The organism is Sphingomonas sp. 66-10 (assembly GCF_001897045.1).
Classification (GTDB): Bacteria; Pseudomonadota; Alphaproteobacteria; order Sphingomonadales; family Sphingomonadaceae; genus Sphingomonas; species Sphingomonas lycopersici.
The window spans coordinates 25,948-40,206 of record NZ_MKRR01000135.1 but is presented as its reverse complement, the minus strand read 5'-3'; the positions used below and the strand labels follow the sequence as shown (position 1 = coordinate 40,206).

The 14,259-nt window shown below is 69.4% G+C and carries 17 protein-coding genes; 14 read left to right on the top strand and 3 right to left on the bottom strand.

Annotated elements, in window-relative coordinates; translation table 11 throughout:
• The 5 genes from radA to BGN95_RS17020 all read left to right on the top strand — a co-directional run.
• The coding region (gene radA, locus BGN95_RS17040) for a DNA repair protein RadA (protein WP_286773447.1) at nucleotides 1-1,102 on the top strand (1,102 nt) is incomplete at its 5' end.
• Between the two features lie 37 nt (nucleotides 1,103-1,139).
• Nucleotides 1,140-1,700: a CvpA family protein gene (locus tag BGN95_RS17035; protein WP_265268263.1), complete on the top strand. Its 561-nt coding sequence runs from the start codon at nucleotides 1,140-1,142 to the stop codon at nucleotides 1,698-1,700.
• Complete coding sequence (locus tag BGN95_RS17030) at nucleotides 1,697-2,131, top strand: iron-sulfur cluster assembly scaffold protein (RefSeq protein WP_265268264.1); 435 nt, start codon at nucleotides 1,697-1,699, stop codon at nucleotides 2,129-2,131. The genes BGN95_RS17035 and BGN95_RS17030 overlap by 4 nt, the downstream gene beginning before the upstream one ends.
• Complete coding sequence (locus BGN95_RS17025; RefSeq protein WP_265268265.1) at nucleotides 2,124-3,884, top strand: cation:proton antiporter domain-containing protein; 1,761 nt, start codon at nucleotides 2,124-2,126, stop codon at nucleotides 3,882-3,884. The genes BGN95_RS17030 and BGN95_RS17025 overlap by 8 nt, the downstream gene beginning before the upstream one ends.
• Before the next feature lie 4 nt (nucleotides 3,885-3,888).
• Nucleotides 3,889-4,221: a DUF423 domain-containing protein gene (locus tag BGN95_RS17020; protein ID WP_179511868.1), complete on the top strand. Its 333-nt coding sequence runs from the start codon at nucleotides 3,889-3,891 to the stop codon at nucleotides 4,219-4,221.
• Between the two features lie 310 nt (nucleotides 4,222-4,531).
• Here BGN95_RS17020 and aroB read toward each other — a convergent pair whose 3' ends face one another.
• Entirely contained in the window at nucleotides 4,532-5,629 is a 1,098-nt protein-coding gene (gene aroB / locus BGN95_RS17015; protein ID WP_286773446.1) for a 3-dehydroquinate synthase, read from the bottom strand.
• On the bottom strand, nucleotides 5,626-6,168 hold the full coding sequence (locus BGN95_RS17010) for a shikimate kinase (RefSeq protein WP_265268269.1): 543 nt from the start codon (nucleotides 6,166-6,168) through the stop codon (nucleotides 5,626-5,628). The genes aroB and BGN95_RS17010 overlap by 4 nt, the downstream gene beginning before the upstream one ends.
• Before the next feature lie 95 nt (nucleotides 6,169-6,263).
• Here BGN95_RS17010 and BGN95_RS17005 point away from each other — a divergent pair, with 95 nt between their 5' ends.
• The 5 genes from BGN95_RS17005 to BGN95_RS16985 all read left to right on the top strand — a co-directional run bounded on the left by BGN95_RS17005 (nucleotide 6,264) and on the right by BGN95_RS16985 (nucleotide 10,343).
• Nucleotides 6,264-6,401, top strand: a complete 138-nt coding sequence (locus BGN95_RS17005; RefSeq protein WP_179511865.1) for a hypothetical protein — start codon at nucleotides 6,264-6,266, stop codon at nucleotides 6,399-6,401.
• A complete protein-coding gene (locus BGN95_RS17000; RefSeq protein WP_286773445.1) occupies nucleotides 6,382-8,163 on the top strand; it encodes a hypothetical protein in 1,782 nt (593 codons plus the stop codon). The genes BGN95_RS17005 and BGN95_RS17000 overlap by 20 nt, the downstream gene beginning before the upstream one ends.
• A gap of 138 nt (nucleotides 8,164-8,301) precedes the next feature.
• On the top strand, nucleotides 8,302-9,198 hold the full coding sequence (locus BGN95_RS16995; protein ID WP_286773444.1) for a tyrosine-type recombinase/integrase: 897 nt from the start codon (nucleotides 8,302-8,304) through the stop codon (nucleotides 9,196-9,198).
• A gap of 9 nt (nucleotides 9,199-9,207) precedes the next feature.
• Nucleotides 9,208-10,155: an acetyl-CoA carboxylase carboxyltransferase subunit alpha gene (locus tag BGN95_RS16990; RefSeq protein ID WP_265268272.1), complete on the top strand. Its 948-nt coding sequence runs from the start codon at nucleotides 9,208-9,210 to the stop codon at nucleotides 10,153-10,155.
• Complete coding sequence (locus tag BGN95_RS16985; protein ID WP_286773443.1) at nucleotides 10,152-10,343, top strand: hypothetical protein; 192 nt, start codon at nucleotides 10,152-10,154, stop codon at nucleotides 10,341-10,343. Before BGN95_RS16990 ends, BGN95_RS16985 begins: the two co-directional genes overlap by 4 nt.
• 128 nt (nucleotides 10,344-10,471) lie before the next feature.
• On the opposite strand, the gene BGN95_RS16980 is transcribed toward BGN95_RS16985, so the two are convergent.
• Nucleotides 10,472-11,128 (bottom strand): alpha/beta hydrolase, encoded by a 657-nt coding sequence (locus BGN95_RS16980; RefSeq protein ID WP_179511861.1) that lies wholly within the window; start codon nucleotides 11,126-11,128, stop codon nucleotides 10,472-10,474.
• Nucleotides 11,129-11,234: 106 nt separating this feature from the next.
• Here BGN95_RS16980 and BGN95_RS16975 point away from each other — a divergent pair, with 106 nt between their 5' ends.
• From BGN95_RS16975 to BGN95_RS16960, 4 genes are read left to right on the top strand one after another with little or no spacing between them, the layout of a single operon-like run.
• Nucleotides 11,235-12,299 (top strand): cysteine desulfurase family protein, encoded by a 1,065-nt coding sequence (locus BGN95_RS16975; RefSeq protein ID WP_286773538.1) that lies wholly within the window; start codon nucleotides 11,235-11,237, stop codon nucleotides 12,297-12,299.
• The gene (locus BGN95_RS16970) at nucleotides 12,296-13,366 is read left to right on the top strand and encodes a cysteine desulfurase family protein (RefSeq protein WP_286773442.1); all 1,071 of its coding nucleotides are present in this window, start codon (nucleotides 12,296-12,298) and stop codon (nucleotides 13,364-13,366) included. The genes BGN95_RS16975 and BGN95_RS16970 overlap by 4 nt, the downstream gene beginning before the upstream one ends.
• The gene (locus tag BGN95_RS16965) at nucleotides 13,363-13,692 is read left to right on the top strand and encodes a 2Fe-2S iron-sulfur cluster-binding protein (protein ID WP_265312209.1); all 330 of its coding nucleotides are present in this window, start codon (nucleotides 13,363-13,365) and stop codon (nucleotides 13,690-13,692) included. Before BGN95_RS16970 ends, BGN95_RS16965 begins: the two co-directional genes overlap by 4 nt.
• Before the next feature lie 45 nt (nucleotides 13,693-13,737).
• Nucleotides 13,738-14,028, top strand: a complete 291-nt coding sequence (locus BGN95_RS16960; protein ID WP_179511858.1) for a hypothetical protein — start codon at nucleotides 13,738-13,740, stop codon at nucleotides 14,026-14,028.
• Nucleotides 14,029-14,259: the final 231 nt, after the last annotated feature.

The following is a 14,259-nucleotide window of genomic DNA, read 5'->3' as shown; positions in this document are numbered from 1 at the left end:
GGCGACGCTGATCGGCGGTGATCCGGGGATCGGCAAATCGACGCTGCTGCTTCAGGCAGCGGCCAAGCTCGCGCTGGCCGGGGCGGACGTCGCCTATGTCTCGGGCGAGGAGGCGGCCGATCAGGTGCGGCTGCGCGCGCAGCGGCTCGGGCTGGGAATGGCGCCGGTGCAGCTCGCCTCGGCCACCTCGGTGCGCGATATCCTCACCACGCTGGGGCAGGGGCGCCCGCCGGCGCTGCTGATCATCGATTCGATCCAGACGATGCACTCCGATCTGATCGAGGGCGCGCCGGGCACGGTGAGCCAGGTCCGCGCCTCGGCGCAGGAGCTGATCCGCTTCGCCAAGGAGCGCGGCACCGCGCTGGTGCTGGTCGGGCATGTCACCAAGGACGGCACGATCGCCGGCCCGCGCGTGCTCGAACATATGGTCGATACCGTGCTGTCGTTCGAGGGCGAGCGCAGCCACCAATATCGCATCCTGCGCGCGATCAAGAACCGCTTCGGCGGCACCGACGAGATCGGCGTCTTCTCGATGCAGGCGGAGGGGCTGGCCGAAATCTCCAACCCCTCGGCGCTGTTCCTGACGCAGCGCGAGGAGGGAGTGACCGGCACCACCGTCTTCCCGGCGCTGGAGGGGACGCGGCCGGTGCTGGTCGAGATACAGGCGCTGGTCGTCCGGCTGGCGAGCGGGGCGACCCCGCGGCGCGCGGTGGTCGGCTGGGATTCGGGGCGGCTGGCGATGATCCTCGCGGTGCTCGAGGCGCGGTGCGGGCTGAGCTTCTCCTCGGCCGAAGTGTATCTCAACATCGCGGGCGGCTATCGCGTGCAGGACCCGGCGGCGGATCTCGCGGTAGCGGCGGCGCTGGTCTCGGCGCTCAGCGAGCGGCCGGTGCCGGCGGATGCGGGGGCGTTCGGCGAGATCGCGCTGTCGGGCGAGGTGCGCCCGGTCGCGCACGCCGCGCTCCGCCTCAAGGAAGCGGCCAAGCTCGGCTTCGAACGCGCCTTGCTGCCCGCGGCGCTTGCCGGGGAGCGCAGCGAGTTGCGGCTCGCCGGATTCCGCACGCTCGGCCAATTCGTTGACCATATGCTGGGGCGCGGGTAGCGCGTCTTTGGCCAGCCACCCACATAAGCGGACCGCAATGAACCTCAACGGAATCGACATCATGGTCCTGCTGGTGGTGGGGGGAAGCGCCCTGCTGGGGATCAAGCGCGGTTTCGTCACCGAGGTGCTGGCGCTGTTCGCCTGGGTGGCGATGATCTTCGCGCTCAAGATGTTCCATCTGCCGATGGCGAAGATCCTGACGGGGACGATCGGCACCCCCTCCGGCGCCGCGGTGCTGGCGTTCGCGGTAATTGGGGGCATCACCTATTTCCTCGGCCGGCTGGTGGCGAATGCGATCGGCACGCGGGTGCGCACCTCCGTGATCGGCCCGGTCGATCGCGCGCTCGGCTTCGGCTTCGGCGCGCTCAAGGGGCTGATCCTGTCGAGCCTCGTCTTCCTGCTGCTCGTGCTGGTGCTCGATACGATCGACGGCGGGCCGAAGATGCGCCCGGCGTGGCTGATGCAGGCGCGCACCTATCCGTTGCTCAATGCGACGAGCGCGAGCATCGCCGATTTCGTCGACCGGCGACGGCGCGGGCAGGCGGTGTTCGGATCGCATTTCCCCGCGGCCGACAACAATAGCGACGCGACGTCATGACCGCGCCGCTCTACAATGAGCATATCCTGCGGCTGACGACCGAGGTGCCCGATCGCCGGCTCGCGGCGCCGATGGCGACGCGCGAGAAACGCTCGCCGATCTGCGGCAGCCGGGTGACGGTGGACGTCAATCTCGCGGCGGACGGACGGGTGGCCGAGATCGGCATGCTCGCCCGCGCCTGCGCCCTGGGGCAGGCCTCGGCGGCCTTGCTCGCGGCGCATGTCGTCGGGCGGACGCCGGACGCGCTCGCCGCCGCACGCGATGCGCTCGCTGCGTGGCTGGCGGGCGAGGGGCCGATGCCCGACTGGCCCGGGATCGACGTGTTCACACCGGCGCTGGCGCATCCGGCGCGTCATCCCTCGATTCGCCTCGCGTTCGAGGCGGCGGCCGAAGCGGCGGCCGAAGCGCGGAGGGCTCTGACCGATGCATGATACCGGCACCGCCTCATCGCTGCTGCGCGACGGGTTCATCCTGCTCGGCGCGGGGCTCGCCTTCGTCCTGCTGTTCCGCCGGCTCCGGCTGGGCGCGACGCTGGGTTATCTCGTCGCGGGGGCGGTGGTCGGGCCGCAATTGCTCGGGCTGGTCGGCGATGCCGACAGCAAGATGGGGGTCGCCGAACTCGGCATCACCTTGCTGCTGTTCGTCGTCGGGCTGGAGCTCAATCCGGCGCGGCTGTGGCGGCTGAAAGAGGATATCTTCGGGCTCGGCCTGATCCAGGTCACCGTCTGCGGGCTGGCGATCGCGGGGATCATCTGGGGCTTCGCGGGTTTCTCGCTACAGGCAGCGCTCGCGCTGGGGCTGCCGCTGGCTTTGTCGTCGACCGCGCAGGTGCTGCCGATGCTGCAATCGGCGGGGCGGCTGCGCACCCCGTTCGGCGAGCGCGCCTTCTCGATCCTGCTGTTCCAGGATCTGTCGATCATCCCGATGATCACGATCATCGCCGCGATGAGCCGCAACCCGGCCGATACTGCGGGGCCGCCGGGGTGGCTGCTGGTGATCTATACGGTCGCGGCGATCGCCGGGCTGATCGCGGCGGGGCGCTTCGTGCTGCGGCCGCTGTTCCGCGGGATCGGCAATATGGGCGAGCGCGAGATGTTCGTGTTCGCGGCGCTGTTCACCGTCATCGCCAGCGCGGCGCTGATGCAGGCGCTGGGGCTGTCGACCGCGCTCGGCGCGTTCGTCGCGGGGGTGATGCTCGCCGACAGCCCGTATCGCCACGAATTGGAAGCGGACGTCGAGCCGTTTCGCTCGATCCTGCTCGGGCTGTTCTTCCTGACGATCGGGATGACGCTCAATCTTCACGCGATCGCCGAGCGGCCATTGTTCGTCGCGGTGATGGCGCTGGCGCTGATCGCCACCAAGGCCGGGGTGATCACGCTGATCGGGCTCGCTTTCCGCATGACGTGGCGCTCGGCTTTGGGGCTTGGCGTGCTGCTCAGCCAAGGGGGCGAATTCGGCTTCGTATTGTTCGCGCAGGCGAGCAACGCCCAGCTCGTCGCCCCCGAGGCGGCCTCGCTGTTCGGCGCGATCGTCACTTTATCGATGGCGACCACGCCGTTCCTGATGATGGCGACGCGGCGGCTGCGCGAACAGCCGGTGACCGAGGCGGAGGAGCGCGACGGGCCGCAGGACGACGGCGCCAATGCGCTGGTCGTCGGCTACGGCCGGTTCGGGCAGACGGTGGGGCAGATCCTGCTGGCGAGCGATATTCCTGTCACCTTGATCGACACCGATATCGAGATGATCGACGTCGCGGGCGAATTCGGCGCGAAGGTCTATTATGGCGACGGCACGCGCATCGACGTACTGCGCCAGGCCGGCGCGGCGGAGGCGGAACTGATCATGTTCTGCATCGACGGCGATCAGATCACCCCGGATATCCTGGAAGGGGTGCACGAGGCCTTCCCCAATGCCGCCATCTACGTCCGCGCCTATGATCGGCGCGCGCTGGTCAAGCTCAAGAACGGGCCGGCGTCGTTCGTCGTGCGCGAGGTGCTCGAATCCGCGGTGAAGATGGCGCGGCTGGCGCTCGACGGGCTCGGCGTCGACAAGAGCGATATCGACCGCGCCGAGGATATGTATCGCGCGCGCGACAAGGAACGGCTGCGCATCCAGATCGAGGCCGGCGATGTCCGCGCCGCCCGCGCGCTCACCGCGCAGCAAGTGCCGTGGGGAGATGGGTGACGATATGAACCTGCTGATCCTGTTTGCCGGTGTGTCGGGCGCGCTGGCGGTCGCGGCGGGGGCGTTCGGTGCGCATGGCGCGAGCGGCGCGGCGGCCGAATGGCTCAAGACCGGGGCGCATTACCAGCTGATCCACGCGATCGCGGCGCTGGTCGCGCTGCGCTTCGACGCGCGCGGGCCGGCGTGGCTGTTCATCGCGGGCGGCGCGGTGTTCGCGCTGACGCTCTACCTGATGGCATTGGGCGCACCGCGCTGGCTGGGCGCGGTGACGCCGATCGGCGGGGCGCTGCTGATCGCGGGGTGGCTGTGGTTCGCTTGGGGTGGGCTGCGGGGGTAGGAGTGCCTGTTGGCTGCCTCCGATGTCGAGACGCCGACCCGATCGCTATGACTACGGCTTCAACGTGCTGGGAGTTGTACTTACCCTCCTGTTTCTTGCATTGCGAAGCAGCAAGGGTGGTCGACGCTGTTATCGCTTGGTCTGCTTGTGGTGGTGTCGATACCGATCGGCTTAGCGCTCGGATGGCTCAAATGGCGGTTGCAGACCCGTCCGCGCAATGACAGCTAACTATCCAAGATCGCCGAAGCGGCGTCGCAGTCGTTTGTAATTCCGCCATCCTCGCGAAAACCGGGTGACGGAAGGCCGAACCTCAGCCCGCTGCCCCCAAAAAAGCCTCAACCGCCCGCAGATCGACATCGCGGTCGAGATACGTCTGCCCGATCCCGCGCGCGAGGAGGAAAGGAATCCGTCCAGCGCTGGCCTTTTTGTCGTGGCGCATATGCTCGACCAGCCGCGACGCCGGGGCATCGATCCCCGCCGCCGTCAGCCCGTCGGGCAGCCCGCTCTCGCGCCAATGCGCTGCGACCCGCGCCGCGTCGGCCGCATCGCACAGCCCCTGCGCGGCGGAGAAACCGAACGCCAGCGCGCACCCCGCCGCCACCGCCTCGCCGTGGAGCAGCCGGTCGGAGAAACCCGCCTCGGCTTCGAGCGCGTGGCCGAAGGTATGACCGAGATTGAGCAACGCGCGCCGCCCCGAGGTCTCGAATTCGTCGTCGCCGACGATCCGCGCCTTGGCGGCGACCGAATAAGCGATCGCGTGCGTCCGCGCCGCCGCGTCGCCGGCGAGCAGTTTGGCGCCGTTCGCCTCGCACCAGGCGAAGAAATCCGCGTCGTCGATCAGCCCGTATTTGACCACCTCGGCATAGCCGGCGCGGAGCTGGCGCGGCGGGAGGGTATCGAGCACGTCGGGATCGATCAGCACCATTTTGGGCTGGTGGAAGGCGCCGACGAGATTCTTGCCCGCGCGCGCGTTGATCCCGGTCTTGCCGCCGACCGACGAATCGACCTGCGCGAGCAAGGTCGTCGGCACCTGGACGAACCCGCAACCGCGCTTGAGGATCGCGGTGGCGAAGCCGACCAGATCGCCGATCACCCCGCCGCCCAAAGCCACGACATGATCGCCGCGCTCCACGCCGAGATCGAGCAGCCGGTCGGTCAGCGCCTCGAGCGTCGCCCAGCTTTTCGACCCTTCGCCCGCCGGCAGCACGATCGGCTCGCTCGCCACCCCCGCCGCGTCGAGCGCGGCGCGCAGCGTTTCGAGATGGGCCGAGACATTGGCATCGGCGACGATCACGATCGGCCGCCCGCGGGCGAGCGGCGCGAGATGCCCGCCGGCGCGGCCGAGCAGGCCGGATTCGATGATCACCGGATAGCTGCGCGCACCCAGCTCGACCTTCACCACGCTCACTTGCCGATCGCCTCCAAAATCGCCTTCACCGTCATGTCGTGCGGCACGTTGTTGCTCGGCACGCGAATCGGCGCCTGCGCGTAGAGCGGGTTGCGCACCGCCGCCAGCTCGCGAAGCACCTTCGCCGGGTCCTTGCCGACCAGCAATGGGCGGTGGCCGCGCTTGCGCACCCGCTCGACCAGCACGTCGATCGAGGCATCGAGCCAGATCGCCAGCGCCTCGGCGAGGATCAATGCGCGCGTCTCCTCGTTGACGAACGCGCCGCCGCCGGTCGCGATCACCTTGGGCGATCCGTCCATCAGCCGCGCGATCACTCGCCGCTCGCCATCGCGGAAATATTGTTCGCCATAGGCCGCGAAGATCTCGGCGATCGTCATCCCCGCCGCCTGCTCGATCTCGGTATCGGCATCGACGAAGGGGACGCCGAGCCGCGTCGCCAGCCGCCGCCCCACGGTCGATTTGCCCGCGCCCATCAGCCCGATCAGCACGATCGGCTGACCGGTCCAGATCGGAGAAGCGGGCTCGGGGCTTTGCAACATCGTCAGCCGGGCTATACAGCGCAGCGACGCCGTGACCATAAACTTTGCGTATCAAGGGATGTGGCTCTGGGATGGCGTCGGACAGGATAGGTGTGATGTCGCGTTTGGTCGTCTCGCTGGTGGTGCTGCTGGTGATCATAGTCGGTGCGCTGTTTTTCTTTGCAGGTCGCGCGACTGAAAAGCCGGTGACGCGGATCGAAAAGGCGGTCGAGCTTGGCAATCTCGCGAGCTAAGGTTGCGGCGGCGGCGCTGGTCGCCGCCTCGCTGGCCGCGGCCGCGGTCGCCCAGAGCAACAAGAACCCCGAATCCCTGCTGCCGCCCGGCTTCGACGAGCCGCCGGCACCGCCGGCCGCTGCGCCGGGCAAGACGCCCGCGGCGAATTCGACCGCGCCCGCCGCGCCGACGGTGCAGCCGTTGCCGTCGCTCGCGCTCGGCAACAGCAGCGAGCCTGCGCCTACGCCGAGCGCCACCCCGACCCCCGATGCCGCGCAGCTCGCGCAATATGAGATGCCGCCGTTCGCGCGCCGCTCGCTGTCGCTGGTCGGCCCGACCGGCACCACCGAGGGCGGCCTCGCACCGAATGCCTGGGGCAATGCCGACGGGCGCTATCTCGAGATTCTGATGCGGCGGCTGTCGGCGCCGCTGCCATCGCGCTGGCTGTCGATCGCGCTGCGCCGCGCGCTCCTGTCGCAGGTCGACACGCCTTACGGGCTGAACGGCGCGGACTTCGCCGCCGAGCGCGCGTGGCTGTTGCTGCGGATGGGCGAATCGGTTTCGGCGCGCGCGCTGGTCCAGTCGGTCGATACCGCCAACGTCAGCCCCAAATTGCGCGACGTGTGGATGAACGCGGCGCTGGCGACCGCCGATCCGGGGGCATTGTGCCCGCTGACCGATGCGGCGCTGCGCGACGACAACCAGCCCGGCTGGGTGCTCGCGCAGGCGATGTGCACCGCGCTGGTCGGCAACCCGGGCGAGGCGCAGCCGCTGATCGCGCAGGCGCGCCGCGCGCATATCGCCGACGGGATCGATCTGCAGCTCGCGCAGAAGGTGGTCGGCGCCGGCGCGGACAGCCGTCAGGCGATCACGATCGAATGGACCCCGGTGGTCCAGCTCAATGTGTGGCGCTTCGGGTTGGCGACCGCGACCGGGATCGCGGTGCCCGATTCGCTTTACGATACGGTGGGGCCGCAGGTGACCGGCTGGCGCGCGCTGGCCCCGGCGATCCCGCTCGCCGATCGCGTCGCCCCGGCCGAGCGCGCGGCGGCAATGGGGGTGCTCTCCAACCTCGCGTTGGTCGACCTCTACGGCGCGATCGACGCGGCGGAGGATATGCCGGCGGCGCTTTCCGCCACCGCCGCCGATCTGCGCAGCGCTTATGCCGGCGCGGATGTCGCGACGCGGCTCGGCGCGCTGCGGCAATTGTGGGAGGGCGGGACGACGCCCGACGGCAAATATGCCCGGCTGATCCTCACCGCGCGCGCCGCGGCGCGCGTCCGCCCCGGCGACGGCAAGGACGAGGCTGATCGCATCGTCGCCTCGATGCTTTCCGCCGGGATGGATCGCACCGCGATGCGCTGGCGCGATACCGTGGCGCAGGGCAGCGACGGCTGGGCGATGCTGGCGCTCGCCGATCCCGATGCGGCGACGCGGGTCGGGTACGGGCAGGTCTCGGGCTATGCCAGCGCGCGCAAGCAGCAATTGTTCTTCGCCGGGCTCGCCGGGCTGGGGCGGCTGTCGCCGGCCGATATCGAGCGCGGCGCGCAGGCGCTCGACGTGAAGATCGGCACCGACAATGTCTGGACCCGCGCGCTCGACCGCGCGACCCGCGATCGCCAGCCGGCGACCGTGCTGCTGCTCGCCGCGATCGGGATGCAGACGTCGAGCTGGCACGGGGTGCCGCCCGACATGCTCTATCGCATCGTCACCGCGCTGCGCGTCGTCGGGCTCGATGCCGAGGCGCGGATGATCGCGGTCGAGGCGCTGACGCGCATTTAGGGCGATGGTTTCGACGCGGTCCCCTTCTTGCTCCCCTCCCTGGAAGGGAGGGGCTGGGGGCGGGTGGACCCGCGAGGAGGCGGATCGGTGCTCCCCATGCCGACCCACCCCCAGCCCCTCCCTTCCAAGGAGGGGAGAATGAGCGATCGCGCCCTGATCGAACGCTTCCTCGAGATGATGGCGGCGCAGGCGGGCGCCGCGCGCAACACGATCGCGGCCTATCGTAGCGATCTGCTGCTCGCGTCCGGCGAACTGGGCGGTGCGCTGGCGAGCGCGGACGAGGCGGCGCTGGCGCGGCTCGGCGAAAGCTGGCTGCCGCTGTCGCGCGCCAGCGTCGCGCGCAAGGCGGCGGCGCTGAGGCGCTTCTTCGCCTTTCTGGTCGACGAGGGGCTGCGCGGCGACGATCCGGGCAAGGCTTTGCCCCGGCCGGGGACTCAGCGTGGGTTGCCGAAAACCCTGTCGCATGCCGATATCGACCGCCTGTTCGCGACGATTGCCGAGCGGCTCGCGCGCGACCCGCCCGATCCCAGCGATCGCCGGATGGCGGCGCTGTTGGAGCTGCTCTACGGCTCGGGCCTGCGCGCGACCGAATTGGTTTCGCTGCCGCGCAATGCGATCCAGCCCGACCGGCCGTTCCTGATCCTGCGCGGCAAGGGCGGGCGCGAGCGGCTGGTGCCGGTGTCCGATCGCGCGCGCGCCGCGGTGGCGCTGTGGCGCGAGCATGTCGCGGCGGACCGCGCGTTCCTGTTCCCGTCGGGGAAGGGGCATCTGTCGCGGGTGCGGCTCTATCAACTGATCCGCGCGCTGGCGGCGGCGGCGGGGATTCCGCCCGATCGCATCAGCCCGCACGTCCTGCGCCACGCCTTCGCCACGCATTTGCTGGAGGGCGGGGCGGACTTGCGCGCGCTCCAGTCGATGCTGGGGCATGCCGATATCGCGACGACCGAAATCTATACCCATGTCGACAGCCGCCGGCTGGTCGAGCTGGTCAATGAACGCCATCCGCTCGTTGACGTGGCGAAGCGGGCATCCTAGCGCAGCCGGATGCCGACTTTCCTCGATTTCGAGAAGCCGATCGCCGAGCTTGAGGCGCGGATCGCCGAATTGCGCGAGACGGGCGCCGATGGTGGTGTCGATCTTTCCGCGGAGATCGCCAAGCTCCAGGCGAAATCCGACAAATTGCTCCGCGACACCTTCGCCAGGCTCACCGCGTGGCAGAAGACGCAGATCGCGCGTCATCCCGAGCGGCCGCATTTCAAGGATTATATCGCCGGGCTGTTCAGCGAGTTCGTGCCCTTGGCGGGCGATCGCGGTTTCGCCGACGATCAGGCGATTCTCGGTGGTTTTGCCACTTTCCGCGGCCATCGCGTGATGGTGATCGGGCATGAGAAGGGCGACGATACCGCCTCGCGGCTTCGCCACAATTTCGGGATGGGCAAGCCCGAAGGCTATCGCAAGGCGGTGCGGCTGATGGAGCTGGCGGACCGTTCGGGGCTGCCGGTGCTGACGCTGGTCGATACGTCGGGTGCCTTTCCCGGGCTGCAGGCCGAGGAGCGTGGTCAGGCCGAGGCGATCGCGCGTTCGACCGAGGCGAGCCTCGCGCTCGGCGTGCCGATGGTCGCGGCGGTGGTCGGCGAGGGCGGCTCGGGGGGCGCGGTCGCGCTCGCCTGCGGCAATCGCGTGCTGATGTTCGAACATGCGGTCTATTCGGTGATCTCGCCCGAGGGCTGCGCCTCGATCCTGTGGCGTACCGCCGACAAGGCGCCCGAGGCGGCGGAGGCGATGAAGGTCACCGCGCAGGATCTTAAGGCGCTGGGGGTGATCGACACGATCGTGCCCGAGCCGATCGGCGGCGCGCACCGCCAGCCGACGGGCGCGATCGCCGCATTGGGTGATGCGCTCGATCATGCGCTGGGCGAACTGGTCGGGCTGTCGCCAGAGGCGCTGCGCAAGGAGCGTCGTGCCAAGTTCCTCGCGATGGGCCGGGTGTGAACGATGTGTTGACCGGGATCGCGCAGGCGGCACCGGCGATCGGGATGATCGCGGCGTTCGCCTGCCTGATCGGCGGGCTTTATCTGGTGCGGACCGGCAAGGATCGCCGCAAGGGCGTGCTGCTGCTGATCATGACCGCGGTGCTGGTCGGCAATGTGCTGATCTGGACCTTGCCGACCGGGCGCTGATCGGCAGGAATTTCCTAGCCATTCCGTCATTCCCGCGCAGGCGGGAATCCATTCTGGCTGGCGGTGCGGCTCTTTCCCCGACCCGCGCGAATGGATCCCGCCTTCGCGGGGATGACGGTGGAATTGTTTCAGCGGATCGGCGAATCCGGGGCCAGCCGCATGTCGAGATAATTGTCGACCGACTTCATCAGGTCGTCCATCTCATGCTCGAAGAAATGGTTGGCGCGCGGGATCACGTCGTGGTGGATCGTGATGTGCTTTTGCGTGCGCAATTTGTCGACCAGCTTCTGCGTCGCGCCGGGGGTCGCCACTTCGTCCTGCTCGCCCTGGATGATGATCCCCGACGAGGGGCAGGGGGCGAGGAAGGTGAAATCGTAGAGATTGGCTGGCGGTGCGATCGAGATGAAGCCGCGGATCTCCGGGCGGCGCATCAACAGCTGCATCCCGATCCACGCACCGAACGAAAAGCCCGCGATCCAGGTGGTCGAGGCTTCGGGGTGGAAGCTCTGCACCCAATCGAGCGCGCTCGCCGCGTCGGAAAGCTCGCCGACGCCGTTGTCGAACGTCCCCTGGCTCTTGCCGACCCCGCGGAAGTTGAAGCGCAGGGTAGCGAAGCCGCGGCGCTGGAAGGTCTTGTACAGCGCCTGCACGATATGGTTGTTCATCGTGCCGCCGGCATTGGGATGCGGATGCAGGATCATCGCGACCGGTGCGCGCGGCTTGGGGGCGGGGACGAAACGTCCCTCGAGGCGGCCTTCGGGGCCGGGGAAAATGACTTCGGGCATCGTTACTCGTTTGTTATGGGCGCGAGTGTCGCACCGGGCGATGCGCGCTATATAGGGCGGATCACCGGATTTGGAACGAGTTTTGCCGGAATCAGCCACACCTGCCGTGCTCCCGCGGCTTTATCTCGATCATGCCGCCACCACGCCGATGACCGCGGGGGCGATCGCGGCGGTGGCGCGCGGGCAGGCGATATGGGCGAATCCCTCCTCGCCGCACGCCGAGGGCCGCGCCGCGCGCGCCGCGCTGGAGGAGGCGCGCGGGGCGGTTGCGGCGGCTTATGGCTGGCGCGGCGAGACCTTGCTGACCAGCGGGGCGAGCGAGTCGCTTGGGCTGGCGCTGGGGCGTGGGCTGATCGAGCGGCGGATCATCTCGGCGGTCGAGCACGACGCCGCGATCCGGGCTGGCGGCGACGCGGTGGTGGTGGCGCCGGTCGATGCGAACGGGGTGGTCGATCTCGACGCGCTGGCGGCGCTGCTGAGCGGGGCGCCCGCCTTGGTCTGCCTGCAATGGTGCAACAGCGAAACCGGGGTGCGCCAGCCGATCGCGGCCGCGGCGGCGATCGTGCGTGCCGCGGGCGGGTTGCTGCTGGTCGATGCGGCGCAGATGCCGGCGTCGACCGAACTCGCCGATCATGCCGATTTCGTCGCGCTCTCCGCGCACAAGCGCGGCGGGCCGCCGGGCGTCGGCGCGTTGCTGGTTCGCGATCTGGCGACGCTTCGCCCGACCGGCGGGCAGGAGCGCGGCTACCGCCCCGGCACCGAGAATCTGCCCGCCGCGCTGGGCTATGCCGCCGCGCTCGCCGAGCCGGAGCCGGATCATCAAGCGTTGCGCGCGCGGCTCGACGATGCGATCCGCCGCTCGGGCGGGATCGTCGTCGGCGAGAACGCGCCGCGTCATCCCGCGATCGGCAGCTATCGTCTGCCTGGGCTGGCTGCGACCGCGCAGCTGATTCGCTTCGACATCGCCGGGATCGCGGTCTCGGCCGGCAGCGCCTGCGCGAGCGGCAGCATGAAGCCGAGCCATGTGCTGCGCGCGATGGGCTGGCGCGAGGAGGAGACGCGCGAAGTGGTCCGCGTCAGCTTCGGGCGGACGACCGGTGACGGCGACGTGGATCGCTTCATTTCTGCATGGCGCGACGTGGCGCGGCAGGCGCGGCGGCTCGCGGCATGATTTACCTCGATTATCAGGCGACCACCCCGCTCGCGCCCGAGGCGTTCGAGGCGATGCTGCCGTGGCTCCGCGACAGCCACGCCAATCCGCATTCGGCGCATTCCGCCGGGCGCAAGGCGAAGGCGGCGATCGAGGTGGCGCGCGGCGAGATTGCGGGGCTGTTGCCCCCAGGGGGCCGGGTGGTGTTCACCTCGGGCGCGACCGAGGCGTTGAACTGGGCGATAAAGGGTGTCGCCGGCCCCGTGGTGACGATCGCGACCGAACATGCCGCGGTGCTCGATACGGTGCGTGCCGGCGGCGCGGCGCGGGTGGTTGGAGTCGATCGCGAGGGGCTGGTCGATCGCGATGCGCTGGCGGCGGCGCTGCCCGGCGCGGCGCTGGTCGAGGCGATGCTGGTCAACAACGAGATCGGCGTGATCCAGCCGATCGCGGAGATCGCCGCGGCGGCGCATGAGGCGGGTGCGCTGATGCTGTGCGATGCGGTGCAGGGCTATGGCCGCGTAACGATCCCGGCGGGGTGCGATCTGATCGCGCTTTCGGCGCACAAGATTTACGGGCCGAAGGGCGTCGGCGCGTTGTGGATTCGCGACGGGGTGACGCTCGATCCGTTGCTCCACGGCGGCGATCAGGAAGGCGGCCGCTCGGGGACGTTGAGCCCGGCCTTGTGCGTCGGGTTCGGGGTCGCGGCGCGGCTGATGAAGACGCGCGCGGCCGAGGATGCAACGCATGTCGAGCAGCTCTGGTCGCTGGCGATCGACCGGGTGACGGGCTGGACGGTGAACGGATCGACGACGCAGCGCTATCGCGGCAATCTCAACCTGCGGCGCGAGGGGCTCGACGTGAACCGGTTGATGTCCGATTGCCGCGACATCGCCTTTTCGGCCGGATCGGCCTGCGCCAGCGGATCGGGGCGGCCGAGCCATGTGCTCAAGGCGATCGGGCTCGACGACCGGCAGGCGCGCAGCTCGATCCGGCTCGGCTTCGGCCGCTATACGACCGAGGTGGAATTGGCGACCGCGCTTACCCGGATCGCCGCCGCCGCCGATGCGCAGAGGATCGCCGCATGAAGGTGCGTTTCATCGCCACCGACGGCTCGGTGCGGGAGGCGGAAGCGACGCCGGGCGAGACGTTGCTCGAGGTCGGCCAGCGCGAAGGGCAGCCGCTGGAGGGGACGTGCGAGGGCCAGATGGCCTGCGCCACCTGCCACGTCATCGTCGAGCCGGATGATTTCGACCGGCTCCCCCCGGCGAGCGACGACGAGGAGGATATGCTCGATCTGGCTTATGCGGTGACGCGCACCAGCCGGCTGTCGTGCCAGATCGTGCTGAGCGACGCGCTCGACGGCCTGACTGTAAGATTACCGACGGGTTCACGGAACATGCAGGGGCGATGACCTAATCTTCGGCTCATCTGGGGAGATGAGTAAGGAGTATTCCACATGAATCGCATGAGTCTGGGATTCGCCGGCTTGATGGCGGCGACGCTTTTCATTCCCGCCGCGGCGCAGGCGCGCCCGTGGGACGATGGCTATTATCGTCACGATCGGGGCCACCACCGCGGCTGGGATCGCGGCTGGGATCGGGGTCGCGACTGGCGCGGCGACCGTGGCTGGCACCGCGGCTGGGATCGCGACGTGCGCTGGGATCGTGGCCGCGGCTGGCGCCGCGTGTGCGAGTGGCGCGGCTATTATAACCCGCGTCAGGTCTGCTACCGCGTGCGTGGCTGGTAATCTCTAAGTCGTTGGAGAAGCGAGATGAAGCTGATCGCATTGACCCTCGCCGGCGTTGTCGCGGCGAGCGCGCTCGCCCCCGTGCCGGCCGCGGCGGATCGTCGCGACGACGGGCGCCGCTGGCATGACAACCGCTATCATCATCCGCAGCGCTGGCACCACGGGCCGCGCTGGCGGCAGGTGTGTCGCTGGCACCACGGGCACTACGGCAAGGTGCGCCGCTGCTATCGG